This is a genomic window from Pseudoalteromonas sp. UCD-33C (genome assembly GCF_001306895.1).
Classification (GTDB): domain Bacteria; phylum Pseudomonadota; class Gammaproteobacteria; order Enterobacterales; family Alteromonadaceae; genus Pseudoalteromonas.
In genome coordinates this window covers 1-23,275 of the sequence record NZ_LJTB01000009.1, presented here as the reverse complement: position 1 = coordinate 23,275, position 23,275 = coordinate 1, and the positions used below count along the sequence as shown (strand labels likewise).

Genomic DNA, 23,275 nt, shown 5'->3' with positions numbered 1-23,275 from the left:
TCGCTTAACGGTGTAGCGATTTGGGTGCAAATATGATTAGATAGATAACTCTACCCGATAATAAAAACACGTGCACCTATGTTAAATAACCTCTCTTTACGTAAAAAAATATTACTACTCATCGGCGGGACGATAAGTGTACTACTGATCATCGCGTCTAGTTTTTTTGTTAGCCATATTGCTGACCTATCGCGCCAAGCTATTCAACGCGAAGCCGACAGCTATTTACAGAGTGAACGACTTTCAATGCAAGGTTACTTTGCCAAATACGGTAAAGTGGTTCAAACCTTCATTACAAATCCGCATTTAGTGAATTGGTTCGACAATTGGACTGAACGTGACCAAAGCCTTGATAACCAACCTGGATACGACAGCGTTAATCAAGATTTTGTGCGTATCAGCGGCAACGATGACAACATCTTATCTGCCTTCTTTGCATCTGCAACAACTGGTGAGTACTTTAAAGAAAACGAGCGAACCACTCATTATAATGGCCAACCTTACTACGCTTACAAACGTGGTTGGTGGCAAGATGCTTTAAAGATCAACAAACTCTATGTAGGCCCAATTTCTGTGGATTTAACCACAGGTAATGCCTCTGCAGTTGTACAACAGCCTGTTTATAAGCAAAACAAACTAATAGGCTTTGGTGGTGTTGATTTACAGCTAAACAACATCAACGACATGGTTGAAGAAATTCGCTTTAATGGCCAAGGCTTTGGTTTCTTACTTGATGGCAATCAAAAGGTTGTGCACTTATCTAAGCGCACTGGCCACAAGCTATCTGTGACTGACGAAGGTCCGAATGGCAAGGAAGGCTTAGATGCCCTCGAAAAACAATTTAGCGACACATCAGGCTTTAGCGAATTAAACCGCGCGATGAAAAGCCAAAAAGATGGCAGCAGCTTTGTTACTTTCAAAGGTGAGCAATATTACGTTGTATACAACCGCCTTGAGCTAGAAACCCCTTACCTTGATTGGTACGTGGGTATTTTAATTCCAACAAGTATGATTGATGAGCCAGTAAATGATGCAGTGATGACAACCACAACCTCAGTGATCATCATTCTTGCGATTATCATTGCGATGATCTTCTGGGCCACGCAAATGATCACCAAACCGCTGACTAAGCTAACTTACATCATGCGTGATATCGCATCAGGTGATGGCGATTTAACACAAAAAATCGAAATCAAGAGTAATGATGAAGTGGGCCAACTTGCTCATCACATGAATACCTTCATCGATAAACTTCGTGCAATGATGCTAAATACGGCTGCGCAGGCTGAGCAACTAAGCCAAGCTGCAAGCCAGTTGAAAATTGTATCGCAAAAAACCAACGATGAAATTCAGCAAGAAAAGCAGCAAGTTGATAGTGTTAGTGCGGCGGTAACCGAAATGGCGTCTACAGTGATGGAAATCTCGCGTAATGCCCAGCACACCAATAATGCCGCTGAAGAAGTGCAAACCATTACCGTTGACGGTACGAAACGCTCTACTCAAGCTCAATCAGTGATGACCGCCCTTGCAAGCCATATTGGTGAAGCGTCTAAAGTGGTTGCGGGTCTTGAACAAGAAAGTGGCAATATCGGTGCGGTAGTTGATGTTATCAACTCGATTGCAGAGCAAACTAACTTACTAGCACTGAACGCAGCAATTGAAGCAGCTCGTGCTGGCGAGCAAGGTCGAGGCTTTGCTGTTGTTGCTGATGAAGTTCGTTCACTGGCAAGCAGAACGCAAGAATCTACTGATGATATTCGCAATATGGTCAGCCGCTTACAGCAAATTGCCCAACAAGCATCGACTATGATGCAACAAGGTCAAGAGCGTGCTGAAGGTTCAGTTGAGCAAACACAAATTGTATTGCAAGCTCTACAAGATATCGCGCAATCTGTGACAAATGTGCAAGATCAAAGTCATCAAATTGCGACTTCGACAGAGCAGCAAACTGTGGTTGCAGAAGATATCAACAATAGCTTGGCAGCAATTAATCACTTAGTGAATAGCACTGCGGATCATGCCCATGAATTGGCGGATGAAGCACGTGATTTGAATGAATTGGCAGCCGCTTTAAATAAAACGGTGAATCAATTTAAGTTATAAAGATAAATTGCTGAAGTAGTTAAAAACCCGATGTCACCTGAAGATGACATCGGGTTTTTATCGTCAGCCTTCCCTGTTAGTCGTGGCGCAACCGCTTTCGCGTGTTCCATAAATTCGTGCCACTGTTGCTTATTCCATAAAGCAACTCCTTTGTTGGTCAATCCTTGTGTTGGTTGCGTTTGTACTTGTTCCATATAGTCTCCTCCTTACGCTAGCTTCATCCTGTTTGGCTCCTGCCTAAGCTTATTCCTTGCTGTCATCTCCATTCACTTTATCCATAAAGCGTTGCCATTGTGCGCTACTCCATAACGCCTTGTTACTTCCTTGTTGTCCTTTGTGCGTAGTTACATTATCCATACTGTAAACTCCTTGCGGTTTATCGTCCGTTACTCCTACAGCAACTCCTTGCTGTGCTCCATTACCCATCCTTGTAGATTAATGCGGTGATTATCGCTTAGCGATGATATACACAGCATGAATCAAACCTGGAATGTACCCTAATAAGGTTAAAAGAATATTAATCCAGAACTGCGCACCTAAACCTACCTGTAAAAATACGCCAAGAGGTGGAATTAAAACCGATAAAATAATACGTATTAAATCCATGACTCACTCCTTGAAAAAGCTTAGCCCAGCCAAAGCTGGGCTATATAGGGCTTGCTATTATTCAGCAACAATCGTTAATTCATCGATTACTTTGCGAACATCTTCAGCATTTTCAGCAATGCTTACCGCTAATTGCTTTTCTGCATCAGACTCAACAGTACCTTTTAGTGTTACTACACCCATGTCAGTATCAACATCGATGTCTGTACCACCCACTTCTGAGTTAAATAAATAACGTGTTGTGATTACAGTACTGATTTTTGCGTCGGTTAAGTCGCTTTCTGCTGAATCAGCTTTGTCTGATTTCATGTGCTTAGCTTTCATGTTTTTAACAACAGTTAGTTTGTTATCAACAGAGCTAACACCGTCTAGGCTAAGAACGAGCTCTTCAGCAAGCTCTTTATCTAATTCGCTATCAACTTTACCTGTAAGTACAACCTTGCCATTCGTTACATCAGTGTTGATGTCAAAGTTGTTAAGGTTTGTGTTCATAAGAAGCACAGTTTCTGCCTTACCATCAATCCAAGCATCTTTACTTTCATTTTCCCAGCTGCTTGCCTGAGCTGACATGCTAGTTGCACCAATTACTAAAGCGGCAATCATAGATTTGTTAAAAGTGTTCATAATCTTCTCCTTTTGATTTAAGACACATTTACTAATGCGACTATGATGCCAACTATTTATTTGTTTATTTTCATCAAGTTAAACACTTATTCAGCGACTATTTATATTCATTTAGGTAAAGATTTACAAGCTGCTCGGTAAGAAGTTCACGATGTTGCAAAAATAACCATTTAGTTGCTGATTTTATTAATCTGTGGTTAATTTAACGAAGTTGCTTATTAGCAAAAAAATACAAACCATTGATTTATATTAAAATAAACTTTGGCCTAAGCCTTGCTTCGTAATTAATAACTAAAAAATCACCTTTAAAATCACAACAGGGAACTACCATGGCCGTTAAACTTGAAGATCGCCCAATCGATCAAGTAAGAGAAGAAGTCATTGATCAACTCATTTATAACTACAGTCATGCTGTTATTTCAGCCGAAGCATTTGAACGCCGACTAGACCAGGCAATGGCAGCCACCAGCAACGAAGTATTGGTTGAACTGGTTGCTGATTTAGAACTAAAAGCAGATATTGACTACAAATCGCATAAGCATGCGCAATTTAAACCTCACTACAGCCACAGCAGCGACAACGAAAGCCTGCAGCTTCGTAGTATTTTAGGTTCAAATGAGCGCAGCGGCCAATGGGTAGTACCAAAAGAAATTCACCTCACCAACTGCTTAGGTTCAATCGAACTCGACTTTAGCGAAGCAATTTTCCAACATCAGCATGTCACTATTTACGTGAACTGTATTTTAGGTAACGACGAAATCTACGTACCAGAACATGTTAATGTGGTATCTAAACTGTTTAGCGTAATTGGCAGCGTAGAAAACAAATCAGTCGCCTTAAATAAAGGCCAAGGCCCAACCATCACTATCGAAGGTAATGTATGGCTAGGCTCAGTCGAGATTTCGGTTAAACGTACCATGAAAGAAAAGTTCATCAGCTTTGCCAACAGCCTAAAAGCCAGTTGGAAAGAGATGAATAAAGTGCAGTAAAGTTGTGAGTTGCGAGTTGCGAGTTGCGAGTTGCGAGTTGCGAGTTGCGAGTTGCGAGTTGCGAGATATTGTAGGCGCGATTTTATATCGCGCAATAGGTAATAAATGACGCGGGGTAAACCCGCTGCTACAACCACCGCGCGAAATAAATTTCACGCCTACATCAACCGTAGGCGTCACGCTTGCTTGGCGCGTCTTATATACAACGCCATTTCATCAACCTATGCCTGACCTACAAACAACACAATTCGGCTCAAAGCTGAAAGCTGATGGCTCACTAAATTTCACGCCTACATCAACCGTAGGCGTCACGCTTGCTTGGCGCGTCTTATATACAACACCATTTCATCAACCTATGCTTGACCAACAAACAACACAATTCGGCTCAAAACTGACAGCTCCCTCACAAGTCATTATTCCTCTCACTCGGGATATCACTAAAATACTCTACAAACTCAACTTCAAAACCTGCAGGGTCGATGAAATATACATTTTTACGATATGGATTTTCTGGGCCGTGTTTATCAATTTCATAACCAGCTGAAACCAGACGTTCAACAACAGCATTAATATCGTTTGTCACATAAGCAAAATGAGCAAGGCCTACTTGGTGGCCAGCTAAATCACGGTTTTCAGCTTCACCGTTATCGCTTAATGCAAGGTATTGGTAATCATCACCAAAGTGCAGCCACTTACGCGGTTTGCCCGACCATTTGCTATCGCCTTGACTACGCACACGCCAGTGAGGGAATGCTGCTTTATAAAAGTGCAGCATGGCATCAACATTACTAACAACAAGGTTTACGTGTTCTAAATACATGGTAGTTTTCCTTTTTATTTTTAAATTGCCACCAAGATAAAACCTCAAGTTAAGTTTAGGTAAAGAACTTTTTCAAATAAAAAAGCCCCACAAAAGTGAGGCTTTAAAAAAATGATTCGTTGTATATATATTAACTACCAGCAATCTGCATTTGTTCAATCAATACAGAGCCTGTTTGAATACCGCCACGACGTTCGATGTCGCCACCTAAGCCCACAACGGCCTTAAACATATCTTTTAAGTTACCAGCAATCGTGATTTCACTTACTGGGTATTGGATTTCGCCATTCTCAACCCAAAACCCCGCCGCACCACGTGAGTAATCACCCGTTACCGTGTTCACACCTTGGCCCATAAGTTCAGTTACTAATAAGCCTGTGCCCATGGTTTTTAAAAGTGCTTTTAAATCGGCATGGGTTTGTTCAACTAGCCAGTTATGAATACCACCAGCATGACCCGTTGGTGCCATCGATAGTTTGCGTGCCGCGTAGCTAGCTAATAGGTAAGTTTGCAGCTCACCGCCTTGAATAATTTCACGATCTACGGTTTTTAAACCTTCAGCATCAAACGGCGAAGACGCTAAACCTTTTAATAAATGCGGGCGCTCAGAGATATTCACACAATCGCTGAATACTTTTGTACCTAAGCTATCAAGCAAGAAGCTCGATTTACGATAAAGAGCACCACCACCAATCGCCGACACTAAATGGCCGAATAATGAGTTAGCAATATCTGCTCTAAAAATTACAGGCACTTTCATGGTACCGAGCTTTTGGCTGTTAAGTTTAGCCAAGGTTTCGGTTGCCGCTTCGAGGCCTACTTTTGCAGCGTCATTTAAATCATCTTTATGGCGTGCGATGGTATAAGCCGAGTCACGCTGCATTTGCTCGCCTTCTTTACCAATCACCATCGTACTAATGCTATGACGCGTACGCGGGTAACCTGCAATCATGCCATGGCTGTTACCATAAACACGTAAACCTTGGTGAGAAGAAAAACTCGCACCGTCTGAATTTACAATGCGCTCATCGGCATTCAGCGCCGCTTGTTCTGCTTGATGACAAAACTCAACACCTTGCTCAGGGCTAACTTCCCACGGGTGGTATAAATCTAAATCTTGCGGTGCAAATTCAAGTAACTCTTTATCAGCGATACCATTAAATGGGTCGTCAGAGGTGAACTTTGCAATATCAATGGCTTTTTCGACCACTGTACGTAATGTTTTAGGGTTTAAATCGGCTGTTGAAGCAGAGCCTTTGTTGTTACCCACATAAACACTAATACCTAAGCCACCGTCTTGGTTAAACTCTATTGTTTCAACTTCGCCCATGCGCGTGCTGACAGACAAACCTGACGTGCTCGACATCGCCGCTTCTGCTGCTGTTGCACCCAATTTTTTTGCATGCTCCAGTACTTCGCTTACCGCGTCTTTCACTTCAGAAATGTGTTGATAAATAGGATCTTTCATCTTGTGTGTCCTAGGTTCTGATATTTTTTATAGTGTAACGAATGCTAACACACTGCGAGACCTGCATCAGCTAATATTAATCATTAACTAAATGGCGTATAATAGCGAATAGTTAAGTTTACTGAATGAGCATCCTTATGGCGAAGAAGAAAAAGCCACTTATCGAAGAAGAAATTATTTACGTATCAAAAAGCGAATTAAAACGTGAAGCCATGCAATATCATGGTCTGGGTGCTGAAATTGCAAAAATGCCGAAAAAGCAGCGCGATCGTTTACCGCTTAATCACGATTTAAAAGAAGCGTTAGTTGTTTCTGATAAAGTAAGTGATAAGAGCGATGCTTACCGTCGTAACTTAAACTACATCGCAAAAGTATTACGTACCACAGAAAACGTTGATGAAATCCAAGCGATGATCGACATCATGCTTAATAAAAACAATCAAGCCGATGTTTTGATGAACAAAATCGAAACCCTGCGCGATGATTTGATTAAACAAGGTGACGACCTGATCAATTCAACAATTGATCAATACCCGTCTCTTGAGCGCCAAAAAATGCGCCAATTAGTGCGCAGCGCCGCAAAAGAAGTAAAAGCAGAAAAACCAGCCAAAGCTTATAAAGAGTTATTCCAGTATCTAAAAGATGCGATTATGCTTTAATTTGTATAAAGAAAGCCGCTTAATGATAATTTTGCGGCTTTTTAATAATCATTTCGGCGTTAAAACACCTCCTACAATCCCGTAGGAACGGCTTTAGCCGTGAACATCACGTACAAAAATCACCTGAATATTTCGGCGTTAAAACACCTCCTACAACCTCGTAGGAACGGCTTTAGCCGTGAACATCACGCACAAAAATCACCTGAATATTTCGGCGTTAACTCCCCCTACAACCTCGTAGGAACGGCTTTAGCCGTGAACATCACGTACAAAAATCACCTGAATATTTCGGCGTTAACTCCCCCTACAACCTCGTAGGAACGGCTTTAGCCGTGAACATCACGAACAAAAAAATCACCTGAACATTTCGGCGTTAAAACACCTCCTACAACCTCGTAGGAACGGCTTTAGCCGTGAAGAATTTACCTATAAATAGATACAATCCCAAAAAGGGTAATCACGCACATTTTTAACAATTCCAGCCCTCAATGGGTTTGCGATGATGTACCTCGATACTCCAAGCAAATGTTCTTCGTTCCTTATTAAAGAATCATAATATCCTGGCTGCCAAATTTTTCGTTTAGAGCATGTTGGCTTGTTTATGAGATATGAACTCTTCCCTTTAATCTCTTGAATCAATCGAGCTAAAGGTACTTTATCTTGTAATTGAAATAACCAATGTAGGTGATCAGGCATTACCACAAAACAAATAGTTTTAGCTTTAATACCTTCTATAGTCCTTAGAGTGTTAATTAAAACTCGTGCATTATTAAAGTCAGAGAAATAACAGTTTCTGTCAAGCGTTGAAGTGGTAACAGAGTAATAGTGAAATGGGATTGATACCCTATGCTTTCTTAGATTTTGATAATGTGCGGTCATCCATAACCCTCCTTTTATTATTTTAAATCTAGACAAAGACGTATAAGAATCAAGTTAAACCCTCGTATGAACCGCTTTAGCTGGAAAAAAGATAAACATGTTCGGCGTTAAAACACCTCCTACAATCCCGTAGGAACGGCTTTAGCCGTGAATATCGCGCACAACAATTATCTATAATTTCGGCGTTAAAACACTTCCTAAGTCAAAGCTAACTGCTCCAAACAAAAAAGGCTCTGAGCGTTCACTCAGAGCCTTTTTATAATCGATAATCAATTACCAGATTTTTACGCGATCTTCTGGTTTGATATACATCTTGTCGCCTTCTTTCACATCGAATGCCTGATAGAATTCTGGCATGTTTGAAAGAATACCGATTACACGGTAGTGGCTTGGCGAATGAGGGTCTGTCATTAGGCGGTTACGTAACTCTTCGTCACGGTATTTACGACGCCAAATTTGCGACCAACCCATGAAGAAACGCTGATCACCTGTGTAGCCATCAATGATAGGCGCTTTTTCATCACCAAGTGATAACTGGTATGCCGTATAAGCAACAGTTAAGCCGCCTAAGTCACCAATGTTTTCACCTAATGTAAGCTGACCATTAACGCTTGCATCTTCAAATGGTTTGTACTCGTTATATTGAGCAACTAACTGACCTGTGCGCTCCTCAAACTGTTTAAGGTCTGATTCGCTCCACCAGTTACGTAAGTTACCGTCACCATCGTACTTCGCGCCTTGGTCATCAAAGCCGTGACCTAATTCGTGGCCGATTACTGCACCGATTGCACCGTAGTTAACAGCGTCATCAGCTTCTAGGTTGAAAAATGGCGGTTGTAAGATAGCCGCAGGGAATACGATTTCGTTGTTCACAGGGTTGTAGTAAGCGTTTACTGTTTGTGGTGTCATGTGCCACTCAGAACGGTCAACTGGCTTACCTAGTTTTGCAGTCATATCTGCATATTCCCACTCGCTGTGGCGAATGTAGTTACCTACTAAGTCATCACCTTTAACTTCAAGTGCAGAATAGTCTTTCCACTTATCTGGGTAACCGATTTTTGGTGTGAACTTATCAAGCTTTTCTTTAGCCGCAATTTTTGTTTCTGGGCTCATCCACTCAAGGTTTTCAATCGCAACTGCATAACCTTTGATTACGTTATCAACTAACTCTTCCATGCGCGCTTTCGCTTCAGGCGGGAAGTTTTCTTTCACGTATACTTTACCTAGAATTTCGCCTAATACACCGTTTGATGCATCAACCGCTTTTTTCCAAAGTGGAGATTGCTCTGTTACACCGCGAAGTGTTGTGCTGTAGAAATCAAAGTTAAGGTCTACTAGCTCTTTATCTAATAAGCGAGCGTAGTTGCTAACAAAGTGGAACTTAAGGTAGTTCTGCCAAGTTGCTAAGTCTGTATCGTTGTAGATACCTGCGAATTTTTCTAGGTAGCTAGGTTGGCGAATGATTACATCTTCAGTTTTGATACCTGATGCATCAAGGTAAGCTGCAAAATCAAAGTCGCCAGTAAGTTTATTTGCATCTGCAACACTCATCTTATTGTAAGATTTGGTTGCATCACGGCTTTCAACACGGCTCCACTGCGCATCAGCAATGCTTGTTTCAAGATCAATAATTGCTTTTGCCGCAGACTCAGCATCAGCTACACCCGCTTTGCTTAAGATAGCTGTTACGTATGCTTGGTAAGCTTCACGAATTTTTGTGAATTTTTCTTCATCTTTTAGGTAGTAGTCGCGATCTGGTAAACCTAAACCAGACTGATAAACATACATCGCGTTTTCGCTAGAATTTTTCGCGTCGTTGTTTACGTACCAACCAAACGGTAGGCTACCGCCTTTAATGCGAAGTTCAGCCATTAAAGCAACTAGATCAGACTTGTTCTTAACTGCATCAACGCTTTCTAGCACTGGTGTTAATGGCTTGATGCCAGCCGCTTCACGGCCTGCTTCGTCCATATAGCTGTTGTAGAATGCAGCTAATTTAGCTTCATCAGAGCCTGGCTTAACGTCTTTATTTGCCGCTGCTTTTTCTAGTACTTCTTTCATCGCTTTTTGCGAATCATCGTAAAGCTGAGTGAATGAACCGTAGTTTGATTTATCACCTGGAATTTCTGTTTTCTCTAACCATTCGCCGTTTACGTGATAGTAAAAGTCATCTTGTGCGCGAACAGACTTGTCCATGTTCGCCAATTCAATGCCTGAATTTAAAGGAGCTTTTGCTTCAGTTACGGTCGCAGTTGCTGGTGCTTTAGTTTCTTGTTCTTTTTCACCACAACCAACAAGACCGAGGGCTAGTGCAATACTTGCCGCGGTAAGTGTTACTTTTTTCATGGGAGTCCCGTACTAATTATTTTTTGATGTATTTATCGAAAAACTAGCAAACCTAATTAATCATTAGTTTTTCGCTTTCACCATAATAAACCTCTCAAGCAAAACAATAAAACCGAATATGTAACAATTCTTATCAAAACAGGATGAGCCGCATTTTTGAGCGGTGGGAAGGGGTATTAAGTGGTTAGTGGTTAGTGGTTAGTGGTTACATTGTAGGCGCGATTTTATATCGCGCAATATACAAAAGATAACGCTGGGTAAACCCGCTGCTACAATTTCACGCCTACGTCAAAACGTAGGAACGGCTTTAGCCGTGAATTGTTTTTCAGCACTAAAGTACCTCCTACGAGGTGAGTCTTTGGCAAAGGCCTACAAACAAAACCGTTCGGCTAGAAACTGACAGATATTCAAAGATAACGCGGGATAAACCCGCTGCTACGATTTACCCTTTCACAAAAACGTAGGAACGGCTTTAGCCGTGAATTGTTTTTCGGCACTAAAGTACCTCCTACGAGGTGAGTCTTTGGCAAAGGCCTACAAACCAAACCGTTCGGCTAGAAACTGACAGATATTCAAAGATAACGCGGGGTAAACCCGCTGCTACAATTTCACGCCTACATCAAAACGTAGGAACGGCTTTAGCCATGAATTGTTTTTCGGCACTAAAGTACCTCCTACGAGGTAGGCCTTGGCAAAGGCCTTCAAACAAAACCGTTCGGCTAGAAACTGACAGATATTCAAAGATAACGTGGGATAAACCCGCTGCTACGATTTACCCTTTCACCAAAACGTAGGAACGGCTTTAACCGTGAATTGTTTTTCGGCACTAAAGTACCTCCTACGAGGTAGGCCTTGGCAAAGGCCTACAAGCAACACCGCTCGGCTAGAAACTGACAGATATTCAAAGATAACGCGGGGTAAACCCGCTGCTACAATTTCACGCCTACATCAAAACGTAGGAACGGCTTTAGCCGTGAATTGTTTTCGGCACTAAAGTACCTCCTACGAGGTAGGCCTTGGCAAAGGCCTACAAACAAAACCGTTCGGCTAGAAACTGACAGCTGAAAGCTGACGGCTGTTACAGCTCATACCTCTGTTTTATCTTTTCGATAATCTCAACATTCGCGGCTGGGAAGCTGTAATCATCAAGCTCGTTGAGTGCAACCCATTTGCCTTGTTGGCCTTCAGCGCCATGGGCCGTGCCTGTGAAATCATCAACAATGTGCACATCTAAACGTACGCATTTATCGCCATAGTCATGTTCGATAACCATTAGCTCTTCACTGGCGTTTACAGTTAGGTTTACTTCTTCTAATAGCTCGCGTTGAAGTGCGGCAAATACGCTTTCGCCCTGCTCTACTTTGCCGCCAGGGAATTCCCATAAGCCGCCTTGATGTTTGTCGTCTGGGCGCTTACAAATAAATAATTGCTGATCTTTATAAATAACGCCAACAGCAACATGCACTACTTTTTTAGTCATTTGTTGTTTCCTTAATCATAAAAAAAGCGACGCAAGCGTCGCTTTTTATCACCGTGTTTTGGTTATTTTAATTTACCGCAACACTGCTTATATTTATTACCTGAACCACAAGGACACGGCTCGTTACGGCCTACTTTTGGCTCTGCACGTTGTGTAACTACAGCACCTTCTGGTGTTTCGCCACCGATGTGCTCGGCTTCTTCGTGTTGGTATTCACGTGGTGCATTTTCGCTACGACGATGTTGCTCTTCAACTTTCTCAACATCTTCTTCAGCGCGAACTTGTACTTTACTTAAAATACTCACAACGTCGACTTTTAAGTTCTCTAGCATTTCAGAGAATAGCTCGAACGACTCGCGCTTGTACTCTTGCTTAGGGTTCTTCTGTGCGTAACCACGTAAGTGGATACCTTGACGAAGGTGGTCCATCGCAGCTAGGTGATCTTTCCAATGTTGGTCTAGGCTTTGTAGCATAATCGCTTTTTCGAATTGACGTAGTACAGACTCGCCTACCATCTCTTCTTTTTGCTTGTATGCTTGCTCAACCGCTTCTTCGATACGCTCACGAAGCTTCTCTTCGTATAGTTTGCTATCGTCAGCTAGCCATTGTGAAATTGGCAGCTCGATTAAGAAATCTTGTTTTAAGCGTTCTTCAAGACCTGGGATATCCCACATTTCAGCTAAGCTTTGCGGTGCAATGAATTGGTCAATCACACCATTTAGCACATCGCCGCGAATTGCAGTGATAGTTTCTGAAATATCGCCTTCTTCAAGTAGCTCGTTACGTTGCGAGTAAACAACACGACGTTGGTCGTTTGCTACGTCATCGTACTCAAGTAATTGTTTACGAACGTCGAAGTTACGCGCTTCAACTTTACGTTGTGCGTTTTCGATTGCGCGGTTAACCCAAGGGTGCTCAATTGCTTCACCGCGTTGCATACCTAGTTTACGCATCATGTTAGTCATGCGCTCACCAGCGAAAATACGCATTAGCGCGTCGTCCATTGATAAGTAGAAACGGCTTGAACCCGCATCACCTTGACGACCAGAACGACCACGTAGCTGGTTATCGATACGACGAGATTCGTGACGCTCAGTACCAATGATGTGTAGACCACCCGCTTCGATTACTGCATCGTGGCGTTTTTGCCACTCATCTCTAATCGCTTTGATTTGCTCATCAGTTGGGTTTTCTAGCTTTTCAACTTCGCTGTTCCAGTTACCACCTAACACGATATCGGTACCACGACCGGCCATGTTAGTTGCAATAGTTACTGTGCCAGGTAAACCCGCATCGGCAACGATGTCAGCTTCTTGCGCGTGGAACTTAGCATTAAGTACGTTGTGCTTAATTTTTTCTTTACGTAAGAACTGCGATAAGTACTCAGAACTTTCGATAGAAATAGTACCCACAAGTACCGGTTGACCACGCTCTTGACAATCTTTGATATCAGCAAGGATTGCTTCGTACTTTTCTTCTTGTGTTAGGTACACAAGATCAGCACGATCGTCACGGATCATCGGTTTGTTAGTTGGCATTACTACTGTGTCTAGACCATAGATAGACTGGAACTCAAACGCTTCTGTGTCTGCTGTACCTGTCATACCCGCTAGCGTGTCGTATAAACGGAAGTAGTTTTGGAATGTGATTGATGCCAATGTTTGGTTTTCGTTTTGAATGCGTACACCTTCTTTTGCTTCAACAGCTTGGTGTAAACCTTCTGACCAACGACGACCTTCCATTGTACGGCCGGTGTGCTCATCAACGATGATAACTTCGTTTTCTTTAACAACGTAATCAACGTCTTTTTGATAAAGCTTGTGAGCACGAAGTGCCGCATACACATGGCTTAATAATGTAATGCTTGAAGCTGAGTAAAGTGAATCACCTTCTTGAATTAAGCCGCGCTCAATTAGTAGCTCTTCAACTTTAATTTGACCACGTTCAGTTAAGTGAACTTGCTTAGACTTTTCATCGATCGTGTAATCGCCGTCGCCTTCAACGCCTTCTTCATCTTCTTTTTCTTGTAGCTCTAGGTCAGGCACAATTTTGTTGATTTCGATGTAAAGCTCAGAGCTATCTTCAGCTGGGCCTGAGATAATAAGCGGCGTACGCGCTTCATCGATTAGGATTGAATCCACCTCATCCACTACGGCGTAGTAAAGTGGGCGTTGTACACGCTCTTCAATGCTAAATGCCATGTTATCGCGCAGATAATCAAAGCCAAATTCGTTATTAGTACCGTAAGTGATGTCGGCAGCGTAAGCGATTTTCTTCTGCTGTGGCATCATACCTGGTACGTTACAGCCAACTGTTAGGCCTAAGAACTCAAATAATGGGCGGTTAGTTTCGGCGTCACGTTTTGCAAGGTAGTCGTTCACGGTAATTACGTGAACACCTTTACCTGTTAAACCACGAAGGTATGCAGGTAATGTTGCTGTTAGTGTTTTACCTTCACCGGTACGCATTTCCGCAATGCGACCTTGATGTAAAACCATACCACCAAGTAGCTGTACGTCGAAGTGACGCATGCCATTTACACGCTTAGATGCTTCACGAACCACAGCAAATGCTTCTGGTAAAATGTCATCTAGGCTTTGTCCGTTATCGTAACGCTCTCTAAATTCAGCTGTTTTTGCTTTTAAATCTTCATCAGAAAGCGCTTCTAATTGCTTTTCAAGCGCATTAATTAGAGCGACCGTCTTTCTTAGGTTTTTAATAGTGCGGTCATTGCGACTACCAAAAATCTTGGTAAATAAATTAGATATCATGATAAAACCGTTACAATGTATTCTTTGTTAGCTAGTCATTAGCTAACCCACTTTCTTCAATTGATAATTAATATGCGCTTATGCTCATGATGTAGGGCATATTAATTAACAATTTATCAGTACGCTGTTCAAAACACCGCTTATTTCGTGCGCTATCATACCAGAGTCTGCGCAACATCAAACCTTCTGTTTATGAAGATATGGAATTTCGGCAAGAAAATTTAAAAATCAGCCATAATCTTTGATCTAACCCCATAAAAAGGGTGAAAACAAGATTACTGAATAGATATGGCGACAATCGAAATAAAATCAAGATCAGGGGAGAAAAAAGGCGATTCGAGGAACGAGGTGCGAGGAACGAGATGCGAGGAACGAGATGCGAGGAACGAGATGCGAGGAACGAGATGCGAGGAACGAGATGCGAGATGCGAGATGCGAGATGCGAGATGCGAGATGCGAGATGCGAGATGCGAGATGCGAATTATCGTAGGCGCGATTTTATATCGCGCAATATTCAAAGATAACGCGGGGTAAACCCGCTGCTACAATTTCACGCCTACACCAAAACGTAGGAACGGCTTTAGTCGTGAATTGTTCTAAACACTTCGGCACTAAAGTACCTCCTACGGGGTAGGCTCACAAACCACACCGCTCGGCTAAAAACTGACGGCTGAAAGCTGATGGCTTTACTTATTTTTCCGCCCATGTTGCGCTAAACGCTCTAACTTGGCTTTTAAAGAAGGAGGGGCGTCTGCGGCGATGGCGCTGAGGTAATCGGCTGTTTGTTCGCTCATTTGACGTTTAGAAACAGGCTTTTCTTCTGGCTTATTTGTTGCCGATAAGCGCTGAGTTGCTTGTGGGTTTGCGGTAATTTTAATTTGCCCAAGCTCTACCATACCAGCGGCACGAAAATGCGAGAGCATATCCATTTTTAAGTAATTTAAACGCAGTGCAATCGGTGCCGAAACCGCTTCGATCATCAAAGTACCATCACGGTAATTACTTACTCGGCATTTTTTCGAAAGCGTTTCACCTAAAAAGTCATCAAGAATCGTTTGTTGAGAAGACAAGCCTTGGGTTTTACCAGCATAAGATGCCAAGCGACCACTCAAGCCCGCCATAATATCGCCAACAGCTTTTGGCGCGTATCTATCTTTTGCCATTAATCGTCTACCTAAAAAGGTTAATCACCACAAAGAGAATATACCACCTACGTAAATATGAAGCTATTAGGTTCGAGAGTCGAGGTGCGAGATGCGAGGTACGAGATGCGAGGTACAACGCTTGCTTGGCGCGTCTAACATTCAACACCAAACCGGAAAATCATTAAAGAGCCTACAAACAATACAGCTCGGCTCAAAACTGGCAGCTGAAGGCTGACGGCTCCTTAAATTATACGCCTACGTGGGAACGGCTTTAGCCGTGAATTGCTCTAAACACTTCGGCACTAAAGTACCTCCTACGAGGTAGGCCCTTGGGTAAGGCCCACAAACAACACCGCTCGGCTCAAAACTTACAGCTTATAGCTTAAAGCTTCTCTTCCTCCCCCGTGATTGTTTCTGGTACACTTTTCCTTTGTTTTTTATTTAACTTTCGCGATGACTCAACACTCTCTTACTTTAATCGTATTGGCTGGCGGGCTGGGTAGCCGCTTTGGCGGAAACAAACAAATTGCCGAAATTCCAGGGCTGGGCTGTACCATCATGGAACTTAGTATTCAGGATGCGGTTAAAGCTGGTGTGAGCCAAGCGGTGATCATCATTAATAAAAAAATTCGTGCAGAGTTTGAAGCGACGATTTTACCGCGCCTACCTGAGTCGCTCGAAGTAATCCTAGTTGAGCAAGCAATTAGTGCAGTACCAAATGGCTATGAACACTTAGCCGCTGAACGCCTAAAACCTTGGGGTACAGGTCATGCATTACTTTGTGCAAAACCCTATGTGAACAACCCTGCTATTGCCATTACCGCCGATGATTATTATGGCGAGTCTTCTTTTGCTGTTCTTAGCGAACACTTCAAACAGCATAGTAACTGGGCCATGGTAGGTTACCCAATAAAAGATACGCTCTCCGAAGAAGGTGGTGTAAATCGTGGTGTATGCTCTGTTGATAACCACCAGCATTTGACTGATGTGGTCGAGTACCTAGATATTAAACTCGAAAATAATGTTTTAAAAGGCAACAATCCACATGGTGAGAGATTACAAATTGCCGATGATGCCCTAGGTTCTATGAGCTTTTGGGGAATAACACCGAGTTTATTTAATGACTTAGAAACAGGCTTTATTGAGTTTTTAGAAAATACTGACAACGGTGTCACGAAAGAGTATTATTTACCAAATGAGATACAACTCGCGATTCAAGATAACCGCCAAGCTGTAACCGTTTATACTGCACAAGAGCCATGGTATGGCGTAACCTACAAAGCTGAACTGGATGCAATAGCACACACTTTATGTCAGTTACGTCGTAAGCTAAACGATTAAACCCTCGCCTCTTCTTGCAAAAAATAAGTAATGGAAAATTAATGAAGTCTAATCCTGTTGCAACTTATCTTTCTGAGCACTTTGGCTTAAGCACAGATAACGTAACGCTAAAGCCAATTGGCAATGGCCACATCAACACAACCATGTTACTTAAATCAGAAGAAAACGCCTTGGTTGTGCAAAAGTTAAATACCGATGTGTTTCCTAACCCTGAGCACCTAGTTGAAAATGCACGACTAATTGAGCAGCACCTTAGTGAAAAACACGACAATGGTGAATACAGCCTCGAAATTATTCGTCATGTTCCAACTATCGAAAGCGACTTTTTAGTTGAATGCGATCAAGGTATTTGGCGTGCACTCGAATTTATTGGCGGCAGTTATAGTGAAGATGTGGTAGCAACTATCTCGCAAGCACAAACTGCAGCCAATGCATTTGGACAATTCGCGCTAGCATTACAAGATTTTCAGGCTGATCAGCTGCATCATGTGATCCCTGATTTTCATAACTTAGCGATGCGCTTTGATGCTTTCAAAAAAGTCATCGAAAAAGATCCTGTAAACCGTGTAGCCCTTTGCCAAGACGACATCGATTTTTGTTTAGCTCAGCAGTCTTTAGTTGATGAGTTAAAACAGCTTGAAGGAAACATTCCTTTAAGACCATGCCATAACGACACAAAAATCAACAACATGCTGTTTTGCACGCAATCTGATGATGCAAAAGCAGTCATCGACCTCGATACCTGTATGCCTGGTTATTGGTTATTTGATTTTGGCGATATGGTGCGTACCTTCTGCTCTCCTGAGCAAGAAGATTCAACCAACCTAAATAATGTACGTGTTCGTGAAGAGATCTTCGCCGCCATCGTTAAAGGTTATGTTGAACCACTACAAGATGTGATCACCGACGCCGAAAAAGAAAGCTTTTGGTTAGGCACCAAGGTCATGACCTTTATGATTGGCCTGCGCTTTTTAACAGACTTTATTGATGGCGATAATTACTTTGCCACCAAGCATGCAAACCACAACCTAGAACGCGCCCGCAACCAGTTTGCTCTTTATCGCGATATTCTTGAAAAGGAACATACGTTAAAAGCGATATTAGAGATAAATAAAGGTTAGAGATGCGAGATGCGAGATGCGAGATGCGAGATGCGAGTTATCATAGGCGCGATTTTATATCGCGCAATATAAGAAGATAACGCGGGAAATAAATTTCACGCCTACACCACCGTAGGCGTCACGCTTGCTTGGCGCGTCTGACATACAGCGCCCAACCCACAAATAAATGCATAACCAAAATTGATCTTCAAACTGACGGCTGACAGCTCCTTAAACTTTCGGCACTAAAGTACCTCCTACATGCATTACCAACAAACGCCACCGTTCATCTGTAAACTAACCGCTGACAGCTGACAGCTCCTAAAATTTTACGCCTATATTAAAACGTAGGGACGGCTCTGGCCTTGAATAGCTTTTCGCTCGCCCATTGCTCTATAAGTCAATAACTTCTATTCTAAAACCTCGCTTAAAATCAGGAGATTATTATGCATATAAAACACCACGGAGCGGTGAAAGGCGTAACAGGGTCTTGTCACCAGCTATTTATTGATGACACAAATTCTGTACTTGTTGATTGTGGGCTATTTCAAGGAGAAGACAGTAAACAAAACTTAGCAATTGAGTTTGATATATCAACAGTAAAAGCGCTGATTGTCACACATTGCCATATAGACCATGTTGGTCGCATACCCTATCTACTTGCAGCTGGTTTTAAAGGGCCTATTTTCACCTCGGCTGCCACCGCCAAGCTATTGCCTATGGTGATTGAAGATGCTTTAAAAGTGGGTGTAACTCGCGATGAAGCAATGATCCGCACTTGCTTAAAGTTACTAAAACAACAAATTGTCTCTCTCGATTTCAATACATGGTACTGCATTCCCGAAGGAGTGGGCTTTAGCCCCGAAAAAGTAGCCCCAAGTGATCAAAATTCATTATATAAAATCCGCCTGCAACGTGCCGGGCACATTTTAGGCTCTGCCTATGTTGAAATTGAGCTAGGTAAAAAGCCAAATACGCATAGAGTGGTATTTTCTGGTGATTTAGGTGCGCCTTACACACCCTTATTACCAACGCCTAAACCGCCTTACCGCGCCGATACATTAGTTATTGAGTCGACCTATGGTGATAAAAACCATCAAGGTCGTAAAGAGCGCGTAGCCGTACTTAAAAAGGTTATAGAACGTGCCATAAGTGATAATGGCGTGGTACTTATACCCGCTTTTAGCATTGGCCGAACTCAAGAGCTACTCTATGAGTTTGAACAACTTATTCATTCTGCAAGCAAGCGCTCTATGTGGCATAAACTGCAAATTATTGTAGATTCGCCAATGGCAGCCAACTTTACAAATGAATATTTACACTTCAAACAGCTATGGGATAACGAAGCAAAAAAACGCGTAAAACAAGGCCGCCACCCACTCGACTTCAACCAACTACACACCATTGATAGCCACCAAGAACACCTTGCCCTTATAAACTTTTTAGCCTCCAAACAGCAACCAGCAATAATCATTGCTGCTAGCGGTATGTGTAATGGCGGCAGAATAGTTAATTATCTAGAACGGTTTTTGCCCGACAAAACAACCGATGTCATTTTTGTTGGCTACCAAGGGCAAGGAACTTTAGGCCGAGAAATTCAAAAATACGGCCCACGCGGCGGCTATGTATTTATCGATAATCAAAAAGTAATGATTAAAGCACAAATTCATACCATTAGCGGCTACAGTGCCCATGCAGATCAAAAAGGATTAATCAGATTTGTTACCGGCATGCGTAAAAAGCCAAGTTTAATCAAAATCGTCCACGGTAAACCAGGTATAAAAAGCGAATTTATTTTTGAGTTTTCTAGTGATGGACAAAACGTGTATCAAGGCGTTTTGATCATGGAAAACGAATTACTTAAAAGCGTAGTAATACCGCCGCATAAGATTTAAGTTACAAGTTGCGAGTTGCGAGTTGCGAGTTGCGAGTTGCGAGTTGCGAGTTGCGAGTTGCGAGTTGCGAGTTGCGAGTTGCGAGTATACAAGGGTAAATTAATTGTTTTTATGTAAGTACATTAATTTACCTAGCATTTTACCAATTTCTTCACACTCATTTGTTATGAGTAAGTAGTTTTCCTTATGCAAGTAACCCAATTCAAAAGCAAGCATAACTTGTGTTTTGAGTTCACCGATGGAGCCTTTAGCTATAGAAAGGAAATGAGCTCTTTCTTTTTTAGAAAAGCGCTCATACCCTTCAGCGATGTTACTTGGAATTGAAACCGAGCAGCGACACATTTGATCTTTTAAACTAAAATCTTTGAGTAAATAAAAACTTCTATAAACTAAAAGACTTAATTGAAAAGATCTTTTCCATACATCTAATCTCTCGTAGTACATAGCCACTCCTTGGCATCAGTATCTGACTCGAATCTCGAATCTCGAATCTCGATTTTCGAATCTCGATTTTCGAATCTCGATTTTCGAATCTCGATTTTCGAATCTCGATTTTCGAATCTCGAATCTCGAATCTCGTATCTCGAATCTCGTATCTCGAATCTCGTATCTCGTATCTCGTTACTTCGAGTCGCTATTATTTATAACTCTCATACGCTTCTTTCATTCGCGCTAGGTTGCTATAAATATAACTTGAAGATAATCGGCCACGTTTGAGTATTGTTCTATCAAGGTTAATTTCAGTAATAGGTGCGTAACCTTGATTAAATACTAATACATTCTTAGTTCCAACTTGTGATTGCACACCCGAACGCCAGTTAGCAGAGCCTTTAAGTTGACCAATTGGACTTACTTTCATGTCTTTACGTGGAGTAAGTGGAATATTAATCGCAACTCCAGCAACTTGTGCGTCTGAGTCTTGATAATAAATAGCTACATAACTATCACCAAACCAGAAGCGGCTTTCAAGTGCTACACCTGTGTCACCATAAAAATACTTACCAGCCGTAGCATGAAAAGTAATATCTTGCTCAACCCAGTTATATTGGTATGTAAGTGTTTCGTACTCACGAGATGCGCGGTAATCTGCATAATCAAAATAAGCGATTTTAGCGCTCACTTTATGGCGGCCTTCAGGGCTTAACCAAGCTGTTTCGTTAATAATAGTTTTATAATCGAAGTAATCTTTAAAGAAGCCTATTTGTGTTTGGTTATAAAAACCATATGGCAATTTAAAGGTTTGATAAAGAGTTGCGTTTACAAGACCTTCTTGAATACTGTAAGCATCGAATGCACCATTATCTTTATAGTCATCGGTTTCGTATACGCCAGTTTGTGCGCTAACGTTAATACCACCGCCTTGCCATAGTGGCAAATCAACATTTGCTCTTAACCCTAAAGAGTAATCATATGTACCAAACTCTGTACCATAAGCAGATGAAAGAACTGGGCTAACAGTAACTCTTGGTTTAAAGTAAGGGCTAGCCTCTGCTTTACCGGCCCATACTACACCTTCAGGAATATTCGCTTTACCGTGTTGCACATTTAGATCTGGGCTCACGCCTTGTTCGATAAATAAGCGGTAGTTATCAACTTTACCTTGTATAGCAATTAAAGGAATATCTGTTTTAGAAAGCTGTACATTAAAGTGCGTATTGGCACTCGTCACACTTTCAGCGATACGACCAAGTACCACACCAATTGCATCGATGTCATTGCGGTTGAATACTGAGTTTTCAAAGTTTACGAATACAGTATTCAGGTTATAACCAACTACAACATTTTCGAAGCCATCGTTAAGTAGTGCCTCTTTTAAAACTGTTACTTGGCTATTTAAACTTGAGCTTGCTAGCTTTTGAGTTACTTGTGTGGGTGTTTGTTTAACTGTAGCAACGGTCAGAGCTTTGTCTTGCTGTGCAAGCTCAGGCGCCATTGCTGTTTCAACAAAGTCTAAACCATTACTTTTAACTTTTGCTGTAGGCTTTGAACTTACAGGAGCAACATACGGCGCAGGCTTAACTGGTTTATAGTTATCTTTGGCTTCATCTGAGAAAGGTAGTTTAAAATCAACAGCCCAATAGGTATCTTCTTCAGAGTTATCTGTGCTGCTATAAAAGCGAGAGCTTAAAGTTAATTCACCAAAATCGTATAACCACTCTTTAGGTACCGTTACCCTTGCAGCTGCATTAAATGCTTCGCTATCGTGCTCTGCTTGTAGTGCAAACCAGTCGAAAACTTGCCATTCAACCCCAGCAAATGCACCATCCATTTGCCCTAACGGCTGCTTACTGTCGCCAAACCCCGCTGAAAACCTAAAATCCCAGAGCTCTTTAGAGGCTACAGCATAATATGTTTGGTAGGCATTTGCCTTAGCGCGGCCACCAAAATCTCGCACACCAATCGCTAAATTAAACCAGTCTTTAGGAATATAAGGTATTTGATACTTAGCATTAAACGATAAATCGCGGATTTCTGAATTTCTACCAATAAACTTATTCGTATGAATACTATAAGCTGCTAGCATGCCCTGTACTTCAAACCCTTCGAATAAGCCTGCCGAAAACTTAAAGTTATGGCCATCGACATAAACCCTTTCACCGTCATCATTAAAAGAGCCTCTAGCTGGAAATTGAGGTGGGGCTAACTGGTTATTATAACCAATAATACCATGACCTTTTTCTACAGTTTCTGCATTGGGGGTGTTGATTAATCCTGTGAAGGCTGCAAAAGATTGGTAATTATTAACATTATCAGCCAGTGCAAGTGGTGAGCTTAGAGCTATTGCACTACCTAAAAAGAGATTGAGTTTTGACATAACCTATTCCGAGTTAAAATTATAAAAATCCTTAAATTAGATTAAATATAACATTAGATGTGAAAAACGAGAAGTTAATAGCGAAGGTGCTAGGTGCTAGGTGCTAGGTGCTAGGTGCTAGGTGCTAGGTGCTAGGTGCTAGGTGCTAGGTGCTAGGTGCTAGGTGCTAGGTGCTAGGTGATAGGTGTCTAGTGCTAGGTTTCTGACGTCTGATTCCTGATGTCTGATGACTAA

Annotated in this window: 18 protein-coding genes; 6 read left to right on the top strand and 12 right to left on the bottom strand. The window is 42.0% G+C overall.

Annotated features, from left to right (window positions below; genetic code table 11):
* The first annotated feature begins 78 nt into the window (after positions 1 to 78).
* Positions 79 to 2,103, top strand: a complete 2,025-nt coding sequence (locus tag AOG26_RS15355; protein WP_054563318.1) for a methyl-accepting chemotaxis protein — start codon at positions 79 to 81, stop codon at positions 2,101 to 2,103.
* On the opposite strand, the gene AOG26_RS15350 is transcribed toward AOG26_RS15355, so the two are convergent.
* The 3 genes from AOG26_RS15350 to AOG26_RS15340 all read right to left on the bottom strand — a co-directional run bounded on the left by AOG26_RS15350 (position 2,088) and on the right by AOG26_RS15340 (position 3,333).
* The gene (locus AOG26_RS15350) at positions 2,088 to 2,297 is read right to left on the bottom strand and encodes a hypothetical protein (protein WP_054563317.1); all 210 of its coding nucleotides are present in this window, start codon (positions 2,295 to 2,297) and stop codon (positions 2,088 to 2,090) included. The two genes, AOG26_RS15355 and AOG26_RS15350, sit on opposite strands and share 16 nt — an antisense overlap.
* Before the next feature lie 253 nt (positions 2,298 to 2,550).
* Positions 2,551 to 2,709, bottom strand: a complete 159-nt coding sequence (locus tag AOG26_RS20580) for a YqaE/Pmp3 family membrane protein (protein WP_064971745.1) — start codon at positions 2,707 to 2,709, stop codon at positions 2,551 to 2,553.
* A gap of 57 nt (positions 2,710 to 2,766) precedes the next feature.
* Positions 2,767 to 3,333: a BON domain-containing protein gene (locus tag AOG26_RS15340; RefSeq protein ID WP_054563315.1), complete on the bottom strand. Its 567-nt coding sequence runs from the start codon at positions 3,331 to 3,333 to the stop codon at positions 2,767 to 2,769.
* A 329-nt stretch (positions 3,334 to 3,662) separates the two neighbouring features.
* Here AOG26_RS15340 and AOG26_RS15335 point away from each other — a divergent pair, with 329 nt between their 5' ends.
* Complete coding sequence (locus AOG26_RS15335) at positions 3,663 to 4,322, top strand: LiaF domain-containing protein (protein WP_054563314.1); 660 nt, start codon at positions 3,663 to 3,665, stop codon at positions 4,320 to 4,322.
* Between the two features lie 403 nt (positions 4,323 to 4,725).
* On the opposite strand, the gene AOG26_RS15330 is transcribed toward AOG26_RS15335, so the two are convergent.
* Together AOG26_RS15330 and pmbA are read right to left on the bottom strand one after the other, a co-directional pair.
* Positions 4,726 to 5,142, bottom strand: a complete 417-nt coding sequence (locus AOG26_RS15330; RefSeq protein WP_054563313.1) for a VOC family protein — start codon at positions 5,140 to 5,142, stop codon at positions 4,726 to 4,728.
* 130 nt (positions 5,143 to 5,272) lie between these two features.
* The gene (gene pmbA, locus AOG26_RS15325) at positions 5,273 to 6,610 is read right to left on the bottom strand and encodes a metalloprotease PmbA (RefSeq protein ID WP_054563312.1); all 1,338 of its coding nucleotides are present in this window, start codon (positions 6,608 to 6,610) and stop codon (positions 5,273 to 5,275) included.
* A gap of 137 nt (positions 6,611 to 6,747) precedes the next feature.
* Between pmbA and yjgA the strand changes: the two genes are divergently transcribed.
* Positions 6,748 to 7,269: a ribosome biogenesis factor YjgA gene (gene yjgA / locus AOG26_RS15320; RefSeq protein ID WP_054563425.1), complete on the top strand. Its 522-nt coding sequence runs from the start codon at positions 6,748 to 6,750 to the stop codon at positions 7,267 to 7,269.
* 426 nt (positions 7,270 to 7,695) lie between these two features.
* On the opposite strand, the gene AOG26_RS15315 is transcribed toward yjgA, so the two are convergent.
* From AOG26_RS15315 to AOG26_RS15290, 5 genes are all read right to left on the bottom strand, one after another.
* Complete coding sequence (locus tag AOG26_RS15315; RefSeq protein WP_054563311.1) at positions 7,696 to 8,148, bottom strand: REP-associated tyrosine transposase; 453 nt, start codon at positions 8,146 to 8,148, stop codon at positions 7,696 to 7,698.
* A gap of 273 nt (positions 8,149 to 8,421) precedes the next feature.
* Positions 8,422 to 10,494, bottom strand: coding sequence for a M13 family metallopeptidase (locus tag AOG26_RS15310; protein WP_054563310.1), 2,073 nt, complete (start codon positions 10,492 to 10,494; stop codon positions 8,422 to 8,424).
* 1,078 nt (positions 10,495 to 11,572) lie between these two features.
* A complete protein-coding gene (mutT, locus tag AOG26_RS15305) occupies positions 11,573 to 11,974 on the bottom strand; it encodes an 8-oxo-dGTP diphosphatase MutT (protein WP_054563309.1) in 402 nt (133 codons plus the stop codon).
* A gap of 62 nt (positions 11,975 to 12,036) precedes the next feature.
* The gene (secA, locus tag AOG26_RS15300; protein WP_054563308.1) at positions 12,037 to 14,745 is read right to left on the bottom strand and encodes a preprotein translocase subunit SecA; all 2,709 of its coding nucleotides are present in this window, start codon (positions 14,743 to 14,745) and stop codon (positions 12,037 to 12,039) included.
* 686 nt (positions 14,746 to 15,431) lie between these two features.
* On the bottom strand, positions 15,432 to 15,908 hold the full coding sequence (locus AOG26_RS15290) for a DUF721 domain-containing protein (protein WP_054563306.1): 477 nt from the start codon (positions 15,906 to 15,908) through the stop codon (positions 15,432 to 15,434).
* A gap of 435 nt (positions 15,909 to 16,343) precedes the next feature.
* Here AOG26_RS15290 and AOG26_RS15285 point away from each other — a divergent pair, with 435 nt between their 5' ends.
* From AOG26_RS15285 to AOG26_RS15275, 3 genes are all read left to right on the top strand, one after another.
* Entirely contained in the window at positions 16,344 to 17,231 is an 888-nt protein-coding gene (locus AOG26_RS15285; protein ID WP_054563305.1) for an NTP transferase domain-containing protein, read from the top strand.
* Between the two features lie 41 nt (positions 17,232 to 17,272).
* Positions 17,273 to 18,352, top strand: a complete 1,080-nt coding sequence (locus AOG26_RS15280) for a phosphotransferase enzyme family protein (RefSeq protein ID WP_054563304.1) — start codon at positions 17,273 to 17,275, stop codon at positions 18,350 to 18,352.
* Positions 18,353 to 18,777: 425 nt separating this feature from the next.
* Positions 18,778 to 20,226: an MBL fold metallo-hydrolase gene (locus tag AOG26_RS15275; protein ID WP_082401707.1), complete on the top strand. Its 1,449-nt coding sequence runs from the start codon at positions 18,778 to 18,780 to the stop codon at positions 20,224 to 20,226.
* Positions 20,227 to 20,325: 99 nt separating this feature from the next.
* Here the strand turns inward: AOG26_RS15275 and AOG26_RS15270 are convergent, their stop codons facing one another.
* Positions 20,326 to 20,670, bottom strand: coding sequence for a four helix bundle protein (locus AOG26_RS15270; RefSeq protein WP_054563303.1), 345 nt, complete (start codon positions 20,668 to 20,670; stop codon positions 20,326 to 20,328).
* A 193-nt stretch (positions 20,671 to 20,863) separates the two neighbouring features.
* Entirely contained in the window at positions 20,864 to 23,041 is a 2,178-nt protein-coding gene (locus AOG26_RS15265) for a YjbH domain-containing protein (protein ID WP_054563302.1), read from the bottom strand.
* Between the last annotated feature and the right edge of the window lie 234 nt (positions 23,042 to 23,275).